We start from the raw sequence: 16,963 nt of genomic DNA on the forward strand, positions 1-16,963 counted from the left end.
TTTTATTAGTGTTTGTCCAGCACGGTGGGGGTTAAGAAGACTAATAGTTCAGTTTTGTCTGCCAATTTGGATTTATGGCGAAATAAATGCCCTATCAATGGAATATCCCCTAGGAGTGGAACTTTGATCTCGTCATCGCGTTCGGTGGTTTGAAAGATGCCTCCAATAATGGCCGTACCCCCATTTTCAACGGTGACCTCAGAGCTGAGATTTTTGGTGTCAATTGCATAGCCCTGTTCAGTTTTCATGCCAATGGTGTCTTTATTGATCCCCACTAACATCGAGATCTTTCCATCCGGATGAATCTTGGGCAAAACCTCTAGGCGTAAATTAGCTTTGCGAAACTGCAATTTGCTCCCGCTTTGAGAGCTGACTTGGTAGGGTAGTTCAGTTCCCTGCTCAATCGTGGCTTTAACCTGATCGCCAGTCATGATGCGGGGGTTCGAGAGAATCTTGCCCTGGCCATCAGACTCCAGTGCTGAGAGCTCCATTTGCAAGAGTCGGGCCGCATTCTTAGAAACTAAGGTGGCAGCCAATGTGGCTGGATTAAAGCCGGCTAAGCCGGTTCCTGCCAGATCAAGGTTTGCGCTAGCGTTTTGGTCTGGCTGATTTCCAATGCCATTGGCTTGATACCCCAACTTGATGCCCAATTCTCGGGCAAAGCGCTGATCAGCTTCGACGATGCGAGCCTCTATGAGGATCTGGCGTGGGCTATTAATATGATCACCCCCAAAAGGTAGGGCAGCATCCTCCCGACGAAATTTTTGAAAGCTTTGAATTTCTGCATGAGGACCAATCCAGTAAATATCGCCATTACGGACAAGGCGCAATCCTCGGCTAGCAAGTATGGAATGGAGAGCAGTTTGCCAGGGAGTGTCCTTGAGGTCGACCGAGATTTTGCCTTGAATAGATTCGCTGAGGAGAAAATTGGTATTTCCCATTTTGGCTAAAACCTGCAAAAGTTCAGTTACTTCAATTTGGCTAAATTGAAGGCTAATGCGATTATCTTTAAGGGCGCTTGTAGGGCTGGTTTCAGGGAGATTTCCTAGGGCTGAATTAAGTAAAAAAACCAGTATCAAGGGGGGTAAGGTGGCGCGGGATTTATGTATGATCTTCAATAGAGTCACTCTGAGTTGGTGGATTTAAAGGTGATGGATTTACCTTTGGGATGAGTCAAGATAGCCAGCTCTTTTTCGGCTTGAGTCAGGTGCCATTCCCCTAAAGCCAGATCCCCTTTGCCCACCATCTTCGTAGACTGGCCGGTATGAAAAAAAGCCTGCTCTAAAGCCCCCATACGAGTGATACCTAAATACCTCCAGCGACGAAGCTCTGCTTCATACGGGATAGCGGTAGGCTTACTTTGAGTTGCTTGAGTTAGTGGTTTTGTATTAATTGAGTGAATACTCACTTCTATTTCATCTATTACTTCATATAAATCTTCTCGCTCAGAATGCCATTCATTTTGAGAGGATTCCAATTCTTCTTTGAGGGCTAATAATTGGCGTTGAAGCGTATTTATTTCCTGTTCAGACCCAGACTTACTGGATTCAAAGAAAAAAAAGAGGCTAACCCCGCAGAGTAATAAGGTGCTACCAAAGATCCAAATCGGACTCAAATTAAGCCATTTCACCTCGAATGTTTTAGTCGAAAAAGAGGGCTTTGGAGTCTTCGTTTGGGGTGAAGCATCCATCCTGGGTGGAGAGGCGGTTTTACGAATTCCGTGGGGATCTGGAATGGCGGGGTCGTCTCCCAGCTCACTCAAAATGTCATCAAAAGACTGGGGGGAAATATGGCGTGGTGGCATGCCATATTGTTCTTCTCAGAGATGGGAAAAGCGATCAGGGAAGGCGGAATTGAGCGTCAGAAAAGTACTAAGCGGGCATTTAAATGAGAGGTTTTGACCCTGGAGGGTGAATTACGTAAGCATCCTATAATTTGAACTATGGCTCTACCCCCAAAAGACAAGCCGCCATTAAACGGGCGGTTTAAACGACAACCTGATAGACGTCCCGGTCAGCCAAGAGGAGAATCATTCTCGCCGAATAAATCCGGAAGCAATCCGCTCATCAAAGCGCTCCTGATTATTAGCATGTTTTTTGCAGTAGTGCTTACTTTGTTAATGGGATATGCCTTCTTAGTAGCAAAGCCGAATCTCCCGAAGATTTCGGCCTTGATTGATTACAACCCCAAAACACCATTGCGTATCTATACGGCCGATAAAGTTTTGATAGGTGAGTTTGGGGAGGAGCGCCGTAAGGTAATTCCTTTAAACGAAATCCCAATGAATATGCGTAATGCAGTTTTAGCCATTGAAGATGATCGCTTTTACTCTCATGGTGGAGTGGATTACGTGGGTATCCTGAGAGCTACGCTCACCAATTTACGCGGCAACCTTTCCCAAGGTGCGTCAACCATCACAATGCAGGTGGCACGGAACTTTTTCCTTAGCAATGAGAAAACTTTTAGTCGTAAGATTTACGAGGTTCTCTTAGCCTGGGAAATTGAGTCCCAATTAAGTAAAGACAAGATTCTTGAGATTTATATGAATCAGATCTTTTTGGGGCAAAGAGCTTATGGATTTTCTAGTGCAGCCCAAATCTACTTTGGTAAAGAGCTAAGAGACATTACGATCGCTGAATCAGCGATGTTAGCCGGCTTGCCAAAAGCACCATCGGCATATAACCCGGTGAGCAATTTTCGGCGCGCCAAAATTCGACAAGAATATATTTTGCAGCGCATGCGTGATTTATCGTATATCACTCCCGAACAATATCAAATCGCAATGGCTGAAGACTTACATATCCGTGGTCTTGGCAATGAATTTAGTACTCGCGCAGATTTTCCTGCTGAGATGGTTCGTCAGCTCCTGATTACACAATATGGCGAGGCAATCTATTCGCAGGGAATAGATGTATACACCACGATCTTGAAGGCGGACCAAGATGCTGCATATAAAGCAGTACGTCGCGGTATTTTTGAGTACGACTTACGTCACGCATATCGTGGTCCCGAGGGGTTCATTGATTTGCCAGAAGATATAGTGAAGCGTCAACGTGCAATTGACGAAGCTTTATTGGCTTATCCGCAATTAGATGATTTACAGTCCGGCGTTGTTCTCGATATCAAGCCAAAAGAAATGCAGGTCATGATTGCAACTGGGGATACGATCACCATCAAGGGTGAGAGTATGAAGCTTGCCGCCGCCGCTTTAACTGATAGCACTCAACCAAAAAAACGTTTGCGTCCTGGTGCGATCGTTAGGTTACTTTCGGACGGTGGGGTTTGGAAGTTGGCGCAGTTACCTCAAGTTGAAGCTGCCTTTGTTTCAATGAATGCCGAGACGGGCGCGATTCTTTCTTTAGTGGGGGGCTTTGATTTCCGTCGAAATAAATTTAATCACGTCACTCAGGCTCAACGCCAACCGGGTTCGTCTTTCAAGCCATTTATTTATGCTGCTGCGATCGAGAAAGGTTTTTCTCCAAGTACGATGGTCAATGATGCCCCGCTATCTATTGGCAGCATGGAAACAGGAAGTCAAGCTTGGGAACCAAAGAACTACGATGGCAAGTATGAAGGTTTAATGCGCTTACGCACTGCTTTAGCAAAATCAAAAAATTTGGTTTCAGTGCGATTAATACGTGCTATCGGGCCATCTTATGCTCAAGACTATATTCAACGTTTTGGGTTTGAAGCGGAGAAACACCCACCTTATTTGACAATGGCTTTGGGCGCAGGATCTGTTACACCTTTGCAAATGGCGTCTGCATACAGTGTTTTTGCTAATGGGGGCTATCGTGTAGATCCCTACTTAATTAATAAGATGACGGACTCAAAAGGCGTGGTACTGTTTGAGGCCAAGCCTACTCATGCGCGCGAAGATGCTCCCCGCGTGTTAGATGCAAGAACTACTTTTGTGATTGACAGTATGTTGCAAGAAGTTACGAAAACCGGTACTGCAGCCAGTGCGAGAGCGAAATTAGGCCGGAATGATATCGCCGGTAAAACAGGCACCACCAATGAGTCGCACGATGCTTGGTTTGCGGGATATACCCCGAAGGTAGTTGCAATTGCTTGGATTGGCTTTGATAAACCTGCAAGTTTGGGTGATCGTGAAACTGGTGGAGGTCTCGCTTTACCAATGTGGATTTCTTATATGAGTACTGCCTTGAGGGATGAGCCGCAACAAGCACGCGAAGTGCCTGCGGGCGTTACCCAAGTTGATGGCGATTGGTTTATCCCTGAGTTTTCTAATAACGGCGGTGTGCGCGAACTACAGTAGTTCGTTTTTGTAATGGCAAGGCAAGCGCGCACCATCATTCCCGGTCAAGCGATGCATGTCATGGTCCGCGGCAATAATCGAGAAATACTTTTTTTTGATGATGCTGATCGCCGTATATATTTAGATTGGTTACGAGAGGCAGCAAAACAATTCGGCTGTGCAGTGCATGCATTTGCCTTGATGCCAAATCATGTACATCTCTTAATGACGCCCCAAAATAGCGATTCGCTTGCAAAAACAATGCAATCTCTAGGCAGGCGTTATGCCCAGTATTTCAATCAACAACAGCAAAGGTCGGGAACGATTTGGGAGGGACGCTATCGTTCCTCCTTAATAGATCCAGAGTATTTTTTACGCTGCCAACGCTTCATTGAACTCAATCCTGTAAGGTCTGGTTTTGAGTCAAGCCCACAGGCTTCCACTTGGACTAGTTTTGCTTCCCACATTGGAGACAATGCAGAGCCTTGGTTAGTTGACCACCAGCACTTTTGGAGCTTGGGTAATACTCCTTTTGAGAGGCAAATGACTTGGGCAGCATTTCTGAAAGAGGGTGCTCCTCACTGGGAAGATCGCCAAATTACCGAGGCTCTGGTGAGATCTAAGCCGTGGATAAGTGATATTTATGCAAAAAAGCTGTTTAAAGACAATCCTGAGCAGGCATTAATACGGCGCCGTGGGCGACCTAAAAAATTAATTTCAACTAATTCAATAGGTTAGGTATTAATTAGGACGATTGTCTCAAGCCTTATCGTCTTTATATTATTACTCTGTCCCTTTTATAAAGATTCACTTTAGCTTATCCCTAATTTAAATGGGACAGAGTTATTTTATTTCTATTGCTTCAATATGGGTATTCCCCTATATTAGATCCTCCAAAAGTAATCAGACCCTTAGGGCAAGCGGAAATACTATGACTACACATATGAATACAGGCCTTCGTCCAATCGCGCAGGGTCTTTACGATCCACAAAATGAGCATGATGCTTGCGGCGTAGGATTCGTCGCCCACATCAAGGGCAAGAAGTCACATGAGATCGTTGCTCAAGGATTGCAAATTCTTGAGAACTTAGATCACCGGGGCGCAGTTGGCGCTGATCCGCTAATGGGTGACGGCGCAGGAATTTTGATCCAAGTGCCGGATACCTTGTACCGCGAAGAGATGGCAAAGCAAGGTATTGATTTACCGCCATTTGGTGAATACGGCGTTGGTATGATTTTCCTGCCAAAAGAACAGGCATCGCGTTTAGCTTGTGAACAAGAGCTAGAGCGCACAGTTCGCCTAGAGGGCCAAGTTGTTTTGGGTTGGAGGGATGTTCCTGTTGACGTAAAGCTGCCAATGTCTCCAACAGTACAAATGACAGAGCCATTCATACGTCAGATATTTATTGGTCGCGGCCGCGACATCATGACTACCGACGCGCTTGAGCGTAAGTTATATGTCATCCGCAAGACCGCGAGTCACGCAATTCAGGATTTACATTTAAAACACGGCAAAGAATATTTTGTTGCATCGATGTCTGCTCGCACCATTGTTTACAAGGGTTTATTGTTAGCAAACCAAGTGGGTGCGTACTACAAAGACTTACAAGACTCACGTACGGTTTCTGCGTTGGCATTAGTGCATCAGCGTTTCTCTACAAATACTTTCCCAGCTTGGGAGTTGGCACACCCATATCGCATGATTGCGCACAACGGTGAGATCAATACTGTTAAAGGTAACGTCAACTGGGTCAATGCACGAGAGGGAGCAATCAGCTCCCCAGTACTTGGTGATGATCTTAAAAAATTATGGCCACTAATCTATCCAGGTCAATCTGATACAGCCTCTTTTGATAACTGTTTAGAGTTATTAGTCATGTCAGGTTATCCATTGGCACAAGCAATGATGATGATGATTCCAGAAGCATGGGAACAGCACGCATTGATGGATGAAAACCGTCGCGCATTCTATGAGTACCACGCCGCAATGATGGAGCCATGGGATGGCCCAGCAGCTATGGCCTTTACAGATGGCCGCCAGATTGGCGCTACCTTAGACCGCAATGGTTTACGTCCAGCGCGTTATTACGTAACAGATGATGACTTAGTCATCATGGGCTCTGAGGCTGGTGTTCTGCCAATTCCAGAAAGTAAGATCGTTCAAAAATGGCGCTTGCAACCGGGCAAGATGTTCATGATTGATATGGAGCAGGGCCGCATTATTGATGACGTGGAATTGAAAGATGCCGTCTCTAAAGCCAAGCCATACAAGAGTTGGATCGATGCCGTGCGTGTGAAGCTTGATGAAGTCGATGCCAGCAAGGCAGATTTAGTGGATGAAAAAAATACTATTCGACCAGCTGCAAAGCTATTAGATCGCCAACAAGCTTTTGGTTATACCCAAGAGGACATCAAGTACCTCATGGCACCGATGGCTATGAATGGCGAAGAGGCAATTGGATCAATGGGTAACGATAGCCCATTAGCCGTGCTCTCCAATAAGAATAAGCCACTTTATAACTATTTCAAGCAATTGTTTGCGCAAGTGACTAATCCGCCGATTGACTCTATTCGTGAAAACATGGTGATGTCTTTAGTGTCCTTTATTGGGCCTAAGCCGAATTTGTTGGACACCAACAATATCAACCCGCCAATGCGTTTGGAAGTAAATCAACCGATCTTAGATTTCAACGATATGGCTAAGATCCGTCATATCGGCCACTATACCAACGGTAAGTTCCGTTCATATGAGTTAGATATTTGTTATCCAGCATCCTGGGGCAAGGATGGCATTGAGGCTCGCTTAGCATCCTTGTGTGCGGAAGCTGCCGATGCCGTACGCTCTGGTTACAACATCTTGATCGTGAGCGATCGCCAGGTTGATGAGCAGCATGTGGCTATTCCAGCATTGTTGGCAACTTCAGCAATTCATCAACATTTGGTTGAAAAAGGTTTGCGTACTAGCGTTGGCCTCGTAGTTGAAACCGGTAGCGCGCGTGAGACACATCATTTCGCACTCTTAGCTGGTTATGGTGCTGAAGCAGTTCATCCGTACCTGGCAATGGAAACTTTGGCGGAGATGGCCAAAGGTTTATCGGGCGATTTGTCAGCAGAAAAAGCGGTCAAGAATTTTGTGAAAGCGGTTGGTAAGGGCTTGCAAAAAGTCATGTCCAAAATGGGTATCTCTACTTACATGTCTTACACCGGTTCCCAGATTTTTGAAGCGATTGGTTTAAATAAGGATGTGATTGATCATTACTTTAAAGGTACTCCATCCAACGTGGGTGGTATCGGTGTATTTGAAGTAGCTGAAGAAGCTTTGCGTATGCACCAGTCTGCATTCAGTAATGATCCTGTTTTGACCAACATGCTCGAAGCTGGTGGTGAATACGCCTTCCGCATTCGTGGTGAGGACCATATGTGGACTCCGGATACGATTGCGAAGTTGCAGCACTCTACCCGTGCTGGTATCGATAAGGGCTATCAAACTTATAAAGAGTATGCCAATCTGATTAATGACCAAACTAAGCGTCAGATGACCTTGCGTGGTTTGTTTGAGTTCAAGATTGATCCAGTTAAAGCGATTCCATTGGACGAAGTAGAGCCTGCAAAAGAAATCGTCAAACGTTTTGCAACGGGTGCGATGTCTTTAGGATCGATCTCTACCGAAGCGCATGCTACTTTGGCAATTGCGATGAACCGGATTGGCGGTAAGTCCAATACGGGTGAGGGCGGCGAAGATCCAAACCGTTATGTGAATGAACTCAAAGGCATTCCAATCAAGAAGGGTGAAACCCTAGCAAGTATTTTGGGTGACGATGTTGTTGAAGCAAACATTCCTTTGTTAGATGGTGATTCATTGCGCTCTAGAATTAAGCAGGTTGCCTCCGGTCGTTTCGGAGTGACTACTGAATATCTGCGCTCTGCTGATCAAATTCAGATCAAGATGGCTCAAGGTGCTAAGCCTGGTGAAGGTGGTCAATTGCCTGGTGGTAAAGTTTCCGATTACATCGGTAAGCTGCGCTTCTCCGTGCCAGGCGTTGGTTTGATTTCTCCTCCTCCACACCATGATATTTACTCTATTGAAGATATCGCTCAGTTGATTCATGATCTGAAGAACGTGAACCCTGCTGCTGATGTCTCTGTGAAATTAGTATCTGAAGTCGGTGTTGGTACGATTGCCGCCGGTGTTGCCAAAGCCAAAGCAGATCACGTTGTGATCGCTGGCCATGACGGCGGTACAGGCGCATCACCACTGTCTTCTATTAAGCACGCTGGTTCCCCATGGGAATTAGGCCTGGCTGAAACTCAACAAACATTAGTACTCAATGGTCTGCGTAGCCGTATTCGTGTACAAGCCGATGGCCAAATGAAAACTGGTCGTGATGTCGTGATCGGTGCATTATTGGGTGCGGATGAGTTTGGTTTTGCAACAGCGCCATTGGTTGTAGAAGGTTGCATCATGATGCGTAAGTGCCATTTGAATACCTGCCCAGTTGGTGTTGCTACACAAGATCCTGAATTGCGTAAAAAGTTCTCTGGTAAGCCAGAGCACGTTGTGAACTTCTTCTTCTTTATTGCTGAAGAAGCGCGCGAGATCATGGCTCAACTCGGCATTCGTCAGTTTGATGATTTGATCGGTCGTGTTGATCTCTTAGATACCCGTAAGGGTATTGAAAACTGGAAAGTACATGGCTTGGATTTCAGTAAGATTTTTGCTGAGCCTAATGTTCCTAAAGATACTCCCCGCTACCAGATCCTGACTCAAGAGCATGGCTTAGGTAGTGCGTTGGATAACATTCTGATCGAGAAGAGTGAGCCCGCATTACAGAGTGGTGAAAAAGTCTCCTTCATTGTTCCCGTGAAGAACGTGAACCGTACTGTTGGTGCAATGCTCTCCGGAGAAATTGCTCAGCGTTATGGCCATGCTGGATTGCCTGATGACACGATTCATATTCAATTGAATGGCACTGCCGGTCAAAGTTTCGCCGCCTTCTTGGCGCGCGGCATTACTTTGGATTTAGTTGGTGACGGTAATGACTACGTTGGTAAAGGCTTATCCGGTGGACGCGTAATTGTGCGTGCTCCACATGAATTCCGTGGCGATACTGCCAAGAACATCATTGTTGGTAATACTGTTCTCTATGGTGCAATCGGCGGTGAAGCATTCTTTAACGGTGTGGCTGGCGAGCGTTTCGCAGTTCGTAACTCTGGTGCCACAACGGTTGTTGAAGGTACTGGCGATCACGGTTGTGAATACATGACGGGTGGCACTGTAGCTGTGCTGGGTGCAACTGGCCGTAACTTTGCAGCCGGTATGAGCGGTGGTATTGCTTATGTCTATGACGAAGATGGTCTCTTTGAGAAGCGCTGCAATACCAGTATGGCAACTTTGGAAAAAGTATTGCCTTCTGCTGAGCAGATTGCCAAGATGCCTCAGTCACAGTGGCATGCCCCTATTGACGTGAAGGATGGTGGTGAGCGCATGACTGATGAGCAAATTCTGAAGGGCTTGATCGAGCGTCATTTCCGTCACACTGGTTCTGAGCGCGCTAAAGCACTCTTAGCTGATTGGGAAAATGCCCGTGGTCGTTTTGTGAAGGTACTTCCTACGGAGTACAAACGTGCTTTAGGCGAGTTGTGGGAAAAAGCCCAAAACAAAACTGTTGCTGCTTAATTAACAAAGATATTAAGAAAAGATACTAAGGATTCGATATGGGTAAGGTCACTGGATTTATGGAGTTTGAGCGCGTAGATGAAACCTACGAAGCTCCCGTTAAGCGCCTCCATCATTACAAAGAGTTTGTTGCGGCACTGACAGATGATGAAGCTAAAGTGCAAGGTGCGCGTTGCATGGATTGTGGTATTCCATTCTGTAACAACGGCTGTCCTGTTAACAACATCATTCCTGACTTCAATGATTTGGTATTTCATGATGACTGGAAGAATGCATTAGATGTTTTGCAATCCACCAACAACTTCCCTGAGTTCACTGGCCGTATTTGTCCTGCACCTTGTGAAGCTGCCTGTACCTTGGGTATCAATAGTGACGCGGTTGGCATTAAGTCGATTGAGCATGCCATTATTGATAAGGGCTGGGAAAATGGTTGGGTTAAGCCACAGCTACCTAAAACTAAAACGGGTAAAAAAGTTGCCATTGTTGGTGGTGGACCTGCTGGTATGGCGACTGCGCAGCAATTAGCGCGCGTCGGCCATGACGTCACCGTGTTCGAAAAGAATGATCGTGTTGGTGGATTGTTGCGCTACGGCATTCCTGATTTCAAAATGGAAAAATGGTTGATCGACCGTCGTGTAGAGCAAATGCAAGCTGAGGGTGTGAAGTTTGAGACTGGTGTATTTGTAGGTAAAGAAGCGATTGGTACTGAAGTAAAAAATTACTCCACAAAAACAGTTTCACCTGATCAGCTGATGAAAGATTTTGATGCTGTCGTCATTAGTGGTGGGTCTGAACAGCCGCGTGACTTGCCAGTTCCTGGCCGTGAGCTAAAAGGCGTTCACTATGCTTTGGATTTCTTGATTCCACAGAACAAAGAAAATGCAGGTGATTTGAAAAATGAAATTTCTGCAGCCGGTAAGCATGTCATCGTGATTGGTGGTGGCGACACTGGATCTGATTGCGTAGGAACATCAAATCGTCATGGCGCCGCCAAGATTACCCAATTTGAATTGCTACCGCAACCACCAGAGACTGAAAACAAGCCTTTGGTATGGCCATATTGGCCAACTAAATTGCGTACATCCTCTTCGCACGAAGAAGGTTGTGAGCGCGATTGGTCTGTTGCGACCAAGCGTTTTGAAGGTAAAGACGGCAAACTTGAGAAGTTGATCTGTGTGCGCTTGGAGTGGAAAGACGGCAAGATGTCAGAAATGCCAAACTCTGAATTCGAAATAAAGGCAGATTTAGTGTTTTTGGCAATGGGTTTTGTGTCCCCAGCAGCGCAGGTGCTGAATGCCTTCGGTGTTGAAAAAGACGCCCGTGGGAATGCAAAAGCCACTGTCGATGGCCAAAACGCTTACCAAACCAATGTTCCTAAGGTATTTGCTGCTGGTGATATGCGCCGTGGACAGTCTTTGGTGGTTTGGGCGATTCGTGAAGGTCGTCAGGCGGCCCAAGCAGTAGACGAGTATTTAATGGGGTCTTCTGTTCTGCCGCGATAATATTGACAATATGAACAGTGGCCGCTCCAACTCGGTGGAAGTGAAGCAAAAGACCTTTAGTGGTGGCCATGGCGAAGTTGTCGTTTCAATCAAGGACGTCAACTTCTCCTATGCCCCTGGCGAGCGGAAAATTCTATCGGGACTCAATATGGAGTTCCATCGCGGTCAAGTGGTTGCCGTCATGGGTGGCTCTGGTTGTGGCAAGACCACCATTCTTAGACTCATTGGTGGTCAATTTACCGCGCAGTCTGGTCAAGTTTTATTCGAAGGCCATGATATTGGCAAAATGAACAGCACTGAATTGATGGCAGCCCGTCGTCGTATGGGAATGCTCTTTCAGTTTGGCGCACTCTTTACTGACCTCAGTGTTTTCGAAAACGTCGCCTTTCCTTTGCGTGAGCACACCAATTTAAGTGAAGAGCTATTGCGCTCTTTGGTGTTGATGAAGCTCAATGCAGTGGGCTTGCGTGGAGCACGTGATTTAATGCCTTCACAGATTTCTGGTGGCATGGCGCGCCGTGTTGCGCTAGCAAGAGCGATTGCGCTTGATCCCCCTTTGATCATGTATGACGAGCCCTTTGCTGGTTTAGATCCGATTTCATTGGGGATTACTGCGCGCTTGATTCGGGATTTGAATCAGGCTTTAGGTGCAACCAGTTTATTGGTAACGCATGATGTGGAAGAAACTTTTGAAATTGCCGATTATGTGTATTTCATTGCTAATGGTCGTATTGGTGCTGAGGGAACACCAGAAGAGTTAAGTCGCTCAACAGATCCTTTTGTACGTCAATTCTTAGATGCCTCACCGGATGGTCCAGTACCATTTCACTATCCAGGGCAAAGCCTTGAAGAAGATTTTGGGGTGAGCCTCAAATGAGCATGCTTGATAAAACTATAGATTTCTTGAGTGATCTTGGATTCTTCGTTCGTCGAAACTTAACTAGCCTTGGGCTTGCTGCGCGCATGTTTGCCGCAGTGATTTGGCGCTCTAGCTTTTTATTAAAGAGACCACGTTTAGTTTCCGATCAAATTTTATTTTTGGGTAATTACTCGTTTGTGATTATTGCGGTATCTGGTTTGTTTGTTGGTTTTGTTTTGGGTTTGCAAGGTTATTACACCTTGAATCGTTATGGTTCGGAGCAGGCTTTGGGTTTATTGGTGGCTTTATCGCTCACCCGGGAATTGGGCCCTGTGATAACTGCCCTCTTATTTGCTGGTCGTGCTGGTACATCACTTACCGCTGAGATTGGCTTAATGAAGGCCGGTGAACAGCTCAGCGCCATGGAAATGATGGCGGTAGATCCATTAAGCCGCGTGATCGCCCCACGACTTTGGGCTGGGATTATTACGATGCCGATTTTGGCAACGATCTTTACTGCAGTCGGTGTCATGGGTGGCTATTTTGTTGGTGTTCCTTTAATTGGGGTGGACTCCGGCGCCTTTTGGTCGCAGATGCAAGGCGGGGTGGACCTCTTTTCCGATATTGGAAATGGCTTGATTAAAAGTCTGGTATTTGGTGTGGCAGTGACCTTTATTGCGCTTTATCAGGGCTACGAGGCAAAACCGACGCCTGAGGGCGTTTCGCAAGCCACCACCAGAACAGTAGTGATCTCTTCCTTATCGGTTTTAGCATTAGATTTCTTGCTCACCGCGATGATGTTCTCGAATTAGAAAGAATAAACTGGAACTCTTATGAGAAAAAGTGCAATTGATGTTTGGGTCGGAATCTTTGTAGCCATTGGTTTGCTGGCTGCTTTGTTTCTCGCATTGAAAGTTGGCAATATGAATGCCGTTTCATTTGCGCCCACTTACAAAATTTCTGCTCGTTTTGACAATATCGGTGGACTGAAGCCACGCGCACCAGTCAAAAGTGCGGGTGTAGTCGTTGGGCGTATTGCGAATATTTCTTTTGATGACAAGACTTATCAGGCCACTGTCACCATGACCATTGAGGAAGCCTATAAGTTCCCCAGGGATTCTTCTGCCAAGATTTTGACTTCAGGTTTATTAGGTGAGCAATACATCGGGCTTGAGGCCGGCGGCTCCGATGATATGTTGGCTGCTGGAGATAAGATTACTCAGACTCAGTCGGCTGTTGTTCTAGAAAATCTGATTAGCCAGTTCTTGTATAACAAGGCTGCCGATAGCGGTAAAGATAAGGGTGCTGAAAAGTAATGCAGTGGCTTGTCAAACTTAAACGTCTTGTACTGCTTGCTCTTGCAGCCGGCATGGTGGGTTGTGCCTCCATCCCTGCCGGCGTAGAACCTTCCCCAAGTGATCCTTGGGAGCCGTTTAATCGCTCCGTTTTTGAGTTTAATGAAGGCTTAGACGCCTATCTACTCAAGCCAGTAGTGACTGGCTACCGTTTTGTCTTGCCAGAGTTTGTGCGTGACGGTATTTATAACTTTTTTAGTAATTACAGCGATATCTACACTGCACTGCAGAATCTTTTGCAGGGCAAGCCCGACTATGCCTTTAGCGACCTGATGAGGGTGGTGGTTAATACCACCTTTGGTTTAGGTGGCTTAATTGATATGGCAACTCCAGGGGGTCTACCAAAGCATAAGGAAGATTGGGGCCAAACCTTTGGCGTTTGGGGTATTCCTTCTGGCCCTTATGTGGTTCTGCCGTTCTTTGGGGCAAGTAATGTACGCGATACCTTTGGTACCGCAGCTGATTTAGAGTCTGACTATCTATTTAGTTACATCAAAGATATCGGCCTGCGTAATAGTATTACTGGGTTGAGGGTGGTCAATGCACGTAATACGTATTACGAGGCGGGTGATTTATTAGATGGGGCTGCAATCGATAAATATAGCTTTGTGCGGGACGCCTATATTCAGAGACGTGCTTACCAGATCAATGAGGGGCGTGACGATGAAGAGCCTCTGATGCCAGTTTACGAGAACCCTTACCAATAAAACGCCTGAGCCTCACGGGATTTGGTTAAGGAGCTAAAATGAGCTTCAATGATTAGCATTAATCGAGGACTCATGAAAAGCCAAAAAACGATGCAAAAATATTTTTCAGTGCTGCTATTAAGCTTCTTATTGTTTGCTAGCAGTGCTTCTGCTCAAGCAGTGGATCAGTCCACGCCAGATGGTTTGATTAAGGCCGTTGTTTCTGATGTGATGGCTTCTGTAAAGTCTGATCCAGAAATTCAAAAAGGGAATATCCCGCGCGTTGTAGATTTAGTGGAAAAGAAAATTGTTCCTTACACCGACATGCGCCGCACTACTGAAATGGCGATGGGCCCCAATTGGAAGAAAGCGACTCCTGAGCAACAGGCTCAATTAGTTTCTGAGTTTAAGAATTTACTGATTCGTACATACTCTGGCGCTCTAAGCCAACTGCGTGATCAAACAATTCAATTTAAGCCTTTGCGTGCAGCTCCAGACGACAAGGAAGTGGTTGTAAAGACTGTAGTCGTCGGTCGCGGAGATCCAGTCCCGCTTGACTACCGCCTTGAAAAAACAGCCAATGGTTGGAGGGTTTACGACATGAACATCATGGGCGTCTGGCTGGTAGAGGCTTATCGCAATCAGTTTGCCAATCAAATTAGCCAAAATGGCGTTGAGGGTTTGGTCAAGTTCTTGCAGGATCGCAACAAGCAGCTTGCTGCTGCGAAGCCAGCAAACTAAAGACCGCACAGGTTCAATCAAAGATAAATATTAGATGCCATTCTTATTACCCAGTTCAGTGACGCAAGACAATGTATTGCAGTTGGAGAAAGATGGCCTCTTAAATCTTGCGACATTAAGAGCGGTAGATTGCTGCAATCTCAAGGATTTTGACTCTACTGTGCTAACTGTCTTATTGGCATGGCAGAAGAAATTACAAGCCGATGGTCAGCAGATTGCTGTGCAAAATGCGCCTGAAAAATTAATCGTATTAGCCGGCGTATATGGTGTAGCCCAGTTGCTAGGTTTGTCATAGCATGCACGCCGCAATATCAATTAAAAACGTATCCAAAAATTATGGCGCACTTCAAGCGCTAGATGATGTTTCTTTATCCATTGAGCCAGGTGAGTTCTTTGGCCTGCTGGGCCCCAATGGTGCCGGTAAGACAACACTCATCTCGATACTGGCGGGTTTAGTTACTGCAGATCGCGGTCACGCGGCAATCATGGGAGCAGATGTTCAAAGTCAATTTCGTGATGCTCGACGGATGTTAGGCGTCGTGCCGCAGGAGCTGGTGTTCGATCCATTCTTTACTGTTAGAGAAACGCTGCAATTTCAATCTGGTTATTTTGGGATTCGGCATAACGATGCTTGGATTGACGAGATTATGGCTAACTTGGATCTCACTGGTAAAGCCGATAGCAATATGCGTTCCTTATCTGGCGGTATGAAGCGCCGAGTATTGGTGGCGCAGGCCTTGGTTCATAGACCGCCAGTCATTATTTTGGATGAGCCTACTGCTGGAGTTGACGTGGAGTTGCGTCAATCGCTTTGGCAATTTATTAGTCGCCTAAACCAAGATGGTCACACCATCGTTTTAACAACCCATTACCTTGAAGAGGCTGAGGCATTGTGTCAGCGCATTGCCATGCTCAAGCAAGGAAAGATTGTTGCTTTGGATACAACCGCGAATTTATTGAGCCAATACGGCTCAGTGAAAAAAGATGGTGAGGGTAAAACAGATCTCGAAGATGTGTTTGTCAACATCATGTCGGGAGGTGCTCGATGAAGCCTATTCTGAATAAACTGCCAATCTCCTATGGGAGTGGTTTCCCAACCCTATTACGAAAAGAAATTAAACGTTTTTATAAGGTAGCGTTCCAGACTGTTGCTGCGCCAGTTCTTACTGCTGTTCTATATTTAATGATCTTCGGACATGTGCTCGAGGGAAAAGAGGTATATGGCCGCTTAAATTACACGGCCTTCTTGATTCCTGGTTTAGTCATGATGAGCGTACTGCAGAATGCATTTGCCAATACCTCTTCATCTCTCATTCAGTCTAAGGTAACTGGCAACCTAGTCTTTGTATTGCTAGCCCCTTTTAGTCACTTAGAGTTTTATGCTGCCTATGTCTTAGCTGCAGTGTTTCGTGGAATTGTTGTTGGTGCTGGTGTATTACTGATTACCGCATGGTTTGCTATGCCATCTTTTGAGTATCCCTTGTGGATCATGGCATTCGCTTTATTGGGCGCGGCAATTTTAGGAAGCATGGGTTTAATTGCGGGCATTTGGGCAGACAAATACGATCAATTGGCGGCCTTCCAGAATTTCATCATCATGCCAGCAACCATGCTGTCAGGCGTGTTTTACTCCATTCATTCTTTGCCAGTTGCATGGCAAGTGGTATCTCACTTCAATCCATTCTTTTATATGATCGATGGCTTCCGTTATGGTTTCTTCGGAGTGTCAGACATACCCCCTTGGAATAGTTTGGCGATTGTTGCCTGCTTCTTTATCGCAGTCTCAGTGATTGCTTTGCGTTTACTGCAAAAAGGCTACAAGCTTAGGAACTGAGTGCGTAAGGCTTGCTTCAAAATTAGTATTTAAGAATATTCAGAAATTAGA

The 16,963-nt window shown here is 45.9% G+C and carries 14 protein-coding genes; 12 read left to right on the forward strand and 2 right to left on the reverse strand.

Going from position 1 to position 16,963, the window contains the following annotated elements; translation table 11 throughout:
- Positions 1-5: 5 nt before the first annotated feature.
- Positions 6-941 carry a secretin and TonB N-terminal domain-containing protein gene (locus tag FD967_RS00485; RefSeq protein ID WP_215326141.1) on the reverse strand — a complete coding sequence of 312 codons (936 nt, stop codon included), beginning with the start codon at positions 939-941 and terminating at the stop codon, positions 6-8.
- 182 nt (positions 942-1,123) lie between these two features.
- A complete protein-coding gene (locus FD967_RS00490) occupies positions 1,124-1,804 on the reverse strand; it encodes a type VI secretion system transmembrane protein TssO (RefSeq protein ID WP_215326143.1) in 681 nt (226 codons plus the stop codon).
- Positions 1,805-1,942: 138 nt separating this feature from the next.
- On the opposite strand from FD967_RS00490, the gene FD967_RS00495 reads away from it, so the two are divergent.
- From FD967_RS00495 to FD967_RS00550, 12 genes are all read left to right on the forward strand, one after another.
- Complete coding sequence (locus FD967_RS00495) at positions 1,943-4,279, forward strand: penicillin-binding protein 1A (protein WP_215326144.1); 2,337 nt, start codon at positions 1,943-1,945, stop codon at positions 4,277-4,279.
- Positions 4,280-4,291: 12 nt separating this feature from the next.
- Positions 4,292-4,996 (forward strand): transposase, encoded by a 705-nt coding sequence (locus FD967_RS00500; RefSeq protein ID WP_215326145.1) that lies wholly within the window; start codon positions 4,292-4,294, stop codon positions 4,994-4,996.
- Between the two features lie 193 nt (positions 4,997-5,189).
- Complete coding sequence (locus FD967_RS00505; protein ID WP_215326146.1) at positions 5,190-9,935, forward strand: glutamate synthase-related protein; 4,746 nt, start codon at positions 5,190-5,192, stop codon at positions 9,933-9,935.
- 38 nt (positions 9,936-9,973) lie between these two features.
- Positions 9,974-11,437 carry a glutamate synthase subunit beta gene (locus tag FD967_RS00510; RefSeq protein WP_215326147.1) on the forward strand — a complete coding sequence of 488 codons (1,464 nt, stop codon included), beginning with the start codon at positions 9,974-9,976 and terminating at the stop codon, positions 11,435-11,437.
- Positions 11,438-11,447: 10 nt separating this feature from the next.
- Positions 11,448-12,314, forward strand: coding sequence for an ABC transporter ATP-binding protein (locus FD967_RS00515; protein ID WP_251369049.1), 867 nt, complete (start codon positions 11,448-11,450; stop codon positions 12,312-12,314).
- A 2-nt stretch (positions 12,315-12,316) separates the two neighbouring features.
- On the forward strand, positions 12,317-13,108 hold the full coding sequence (gene mlaE / locus FD967_RS00520) for a lipid asymmetry maintenance ABC transporter permease subunit MlaE (protein WP_371819301.1): 792 nt from the start codon (positions 12,317-12,319) through the stop codon (positions 13,106-13,108).
- A 21-nt stretch (positions 13,109-13,129) separates the two neighbouring features.
- Positions 13,130-13,612 (forward strand): outer membrane lipid asymmetry maintenance protein MlaD, encoded by a 483-nt coding sequence (mlaD, locus tag FD967_RS00525; RefSeq protein ID WP_215326149.1) that lies wholly within the window; start codon positions 13,130-13,132, stop codon positions 13,610-13,612.
- Entirely contained in the window at positions 13,612-14,358 is a 747-nt protein-coding gene (locus tag FD967_RS00530) for a VacJ family lipoprotein (RefSeq protein ID WP_215326151.1), read from the forward strand. The genes mlaD and FD967_RS00530 overlap by 1 nt, the downstream gene beginning before the upstream one ends.
- Before the next feature lie 72 nt (positions 14,359-14,430).
- Positions 14,431-15,078, forward strand: coding sequence for a phospholipid-binding protein MlaC (locus tag FD967_RS00535; RefSeq protein ID WP_215326152.1), 648 nt, complete (start codon positions 14,431-14,433; stop codon positions 15,076-15,078).
- A gap of 34 nt (positions 15,079-15,112) precedes the next feature.
- Positions 15,113-15,373 (forward strand): lipid asymmetry maintenance protein MlaB, encoded by a 261-nt coding sequence (locus tag FD967_RS00540; RefSeq protein ID WP_215326153.1) that lies wholly within the window; start codon positions 15,113-15,115, stop codon positions 15,371-15,373.
- 1 nt (position 15,374) lies between these two features.
- Positions 15,375-16,127 carry an ABC transporter ATP-binding protein gene (locus FD967_RS00545; RefSeq protein ID WP_215326154.1) on the forward strand — a complete coding sequence of 251 codons (753 nt, stop codon included), beginning with the start codon at positions 15,375-15,377 and terminating at the stop codon, positions 16,125-16,127.
- On the forward strand, positions 16,124-16,912 hold the full coding sequence (locus FD967_RS00550) for an ABC transporter permease (RefSeq protein WP_215326155.1): 789 nt from the start codon (positions 16,124-16,126) through the stop codon (positions 16,910-16,912). Before FD967_RS00545 ends, FD967_RS00550 begins: the two co-directional genes overlap by 4 nt.
- The last annotated feature ends 51 nt before the right edge of the window (positions 16,913-16,963 follow it).

It is taken from the genome of Polynucleobacter sp. JS-Mosq-20-D10 (assembly GCF_018687755.1).
GTDB lineage: Bacteria > Pseudomonadota > Gammaproteobacteria > Burkholderiales > Burkholderiaceae > Polynucleobacter.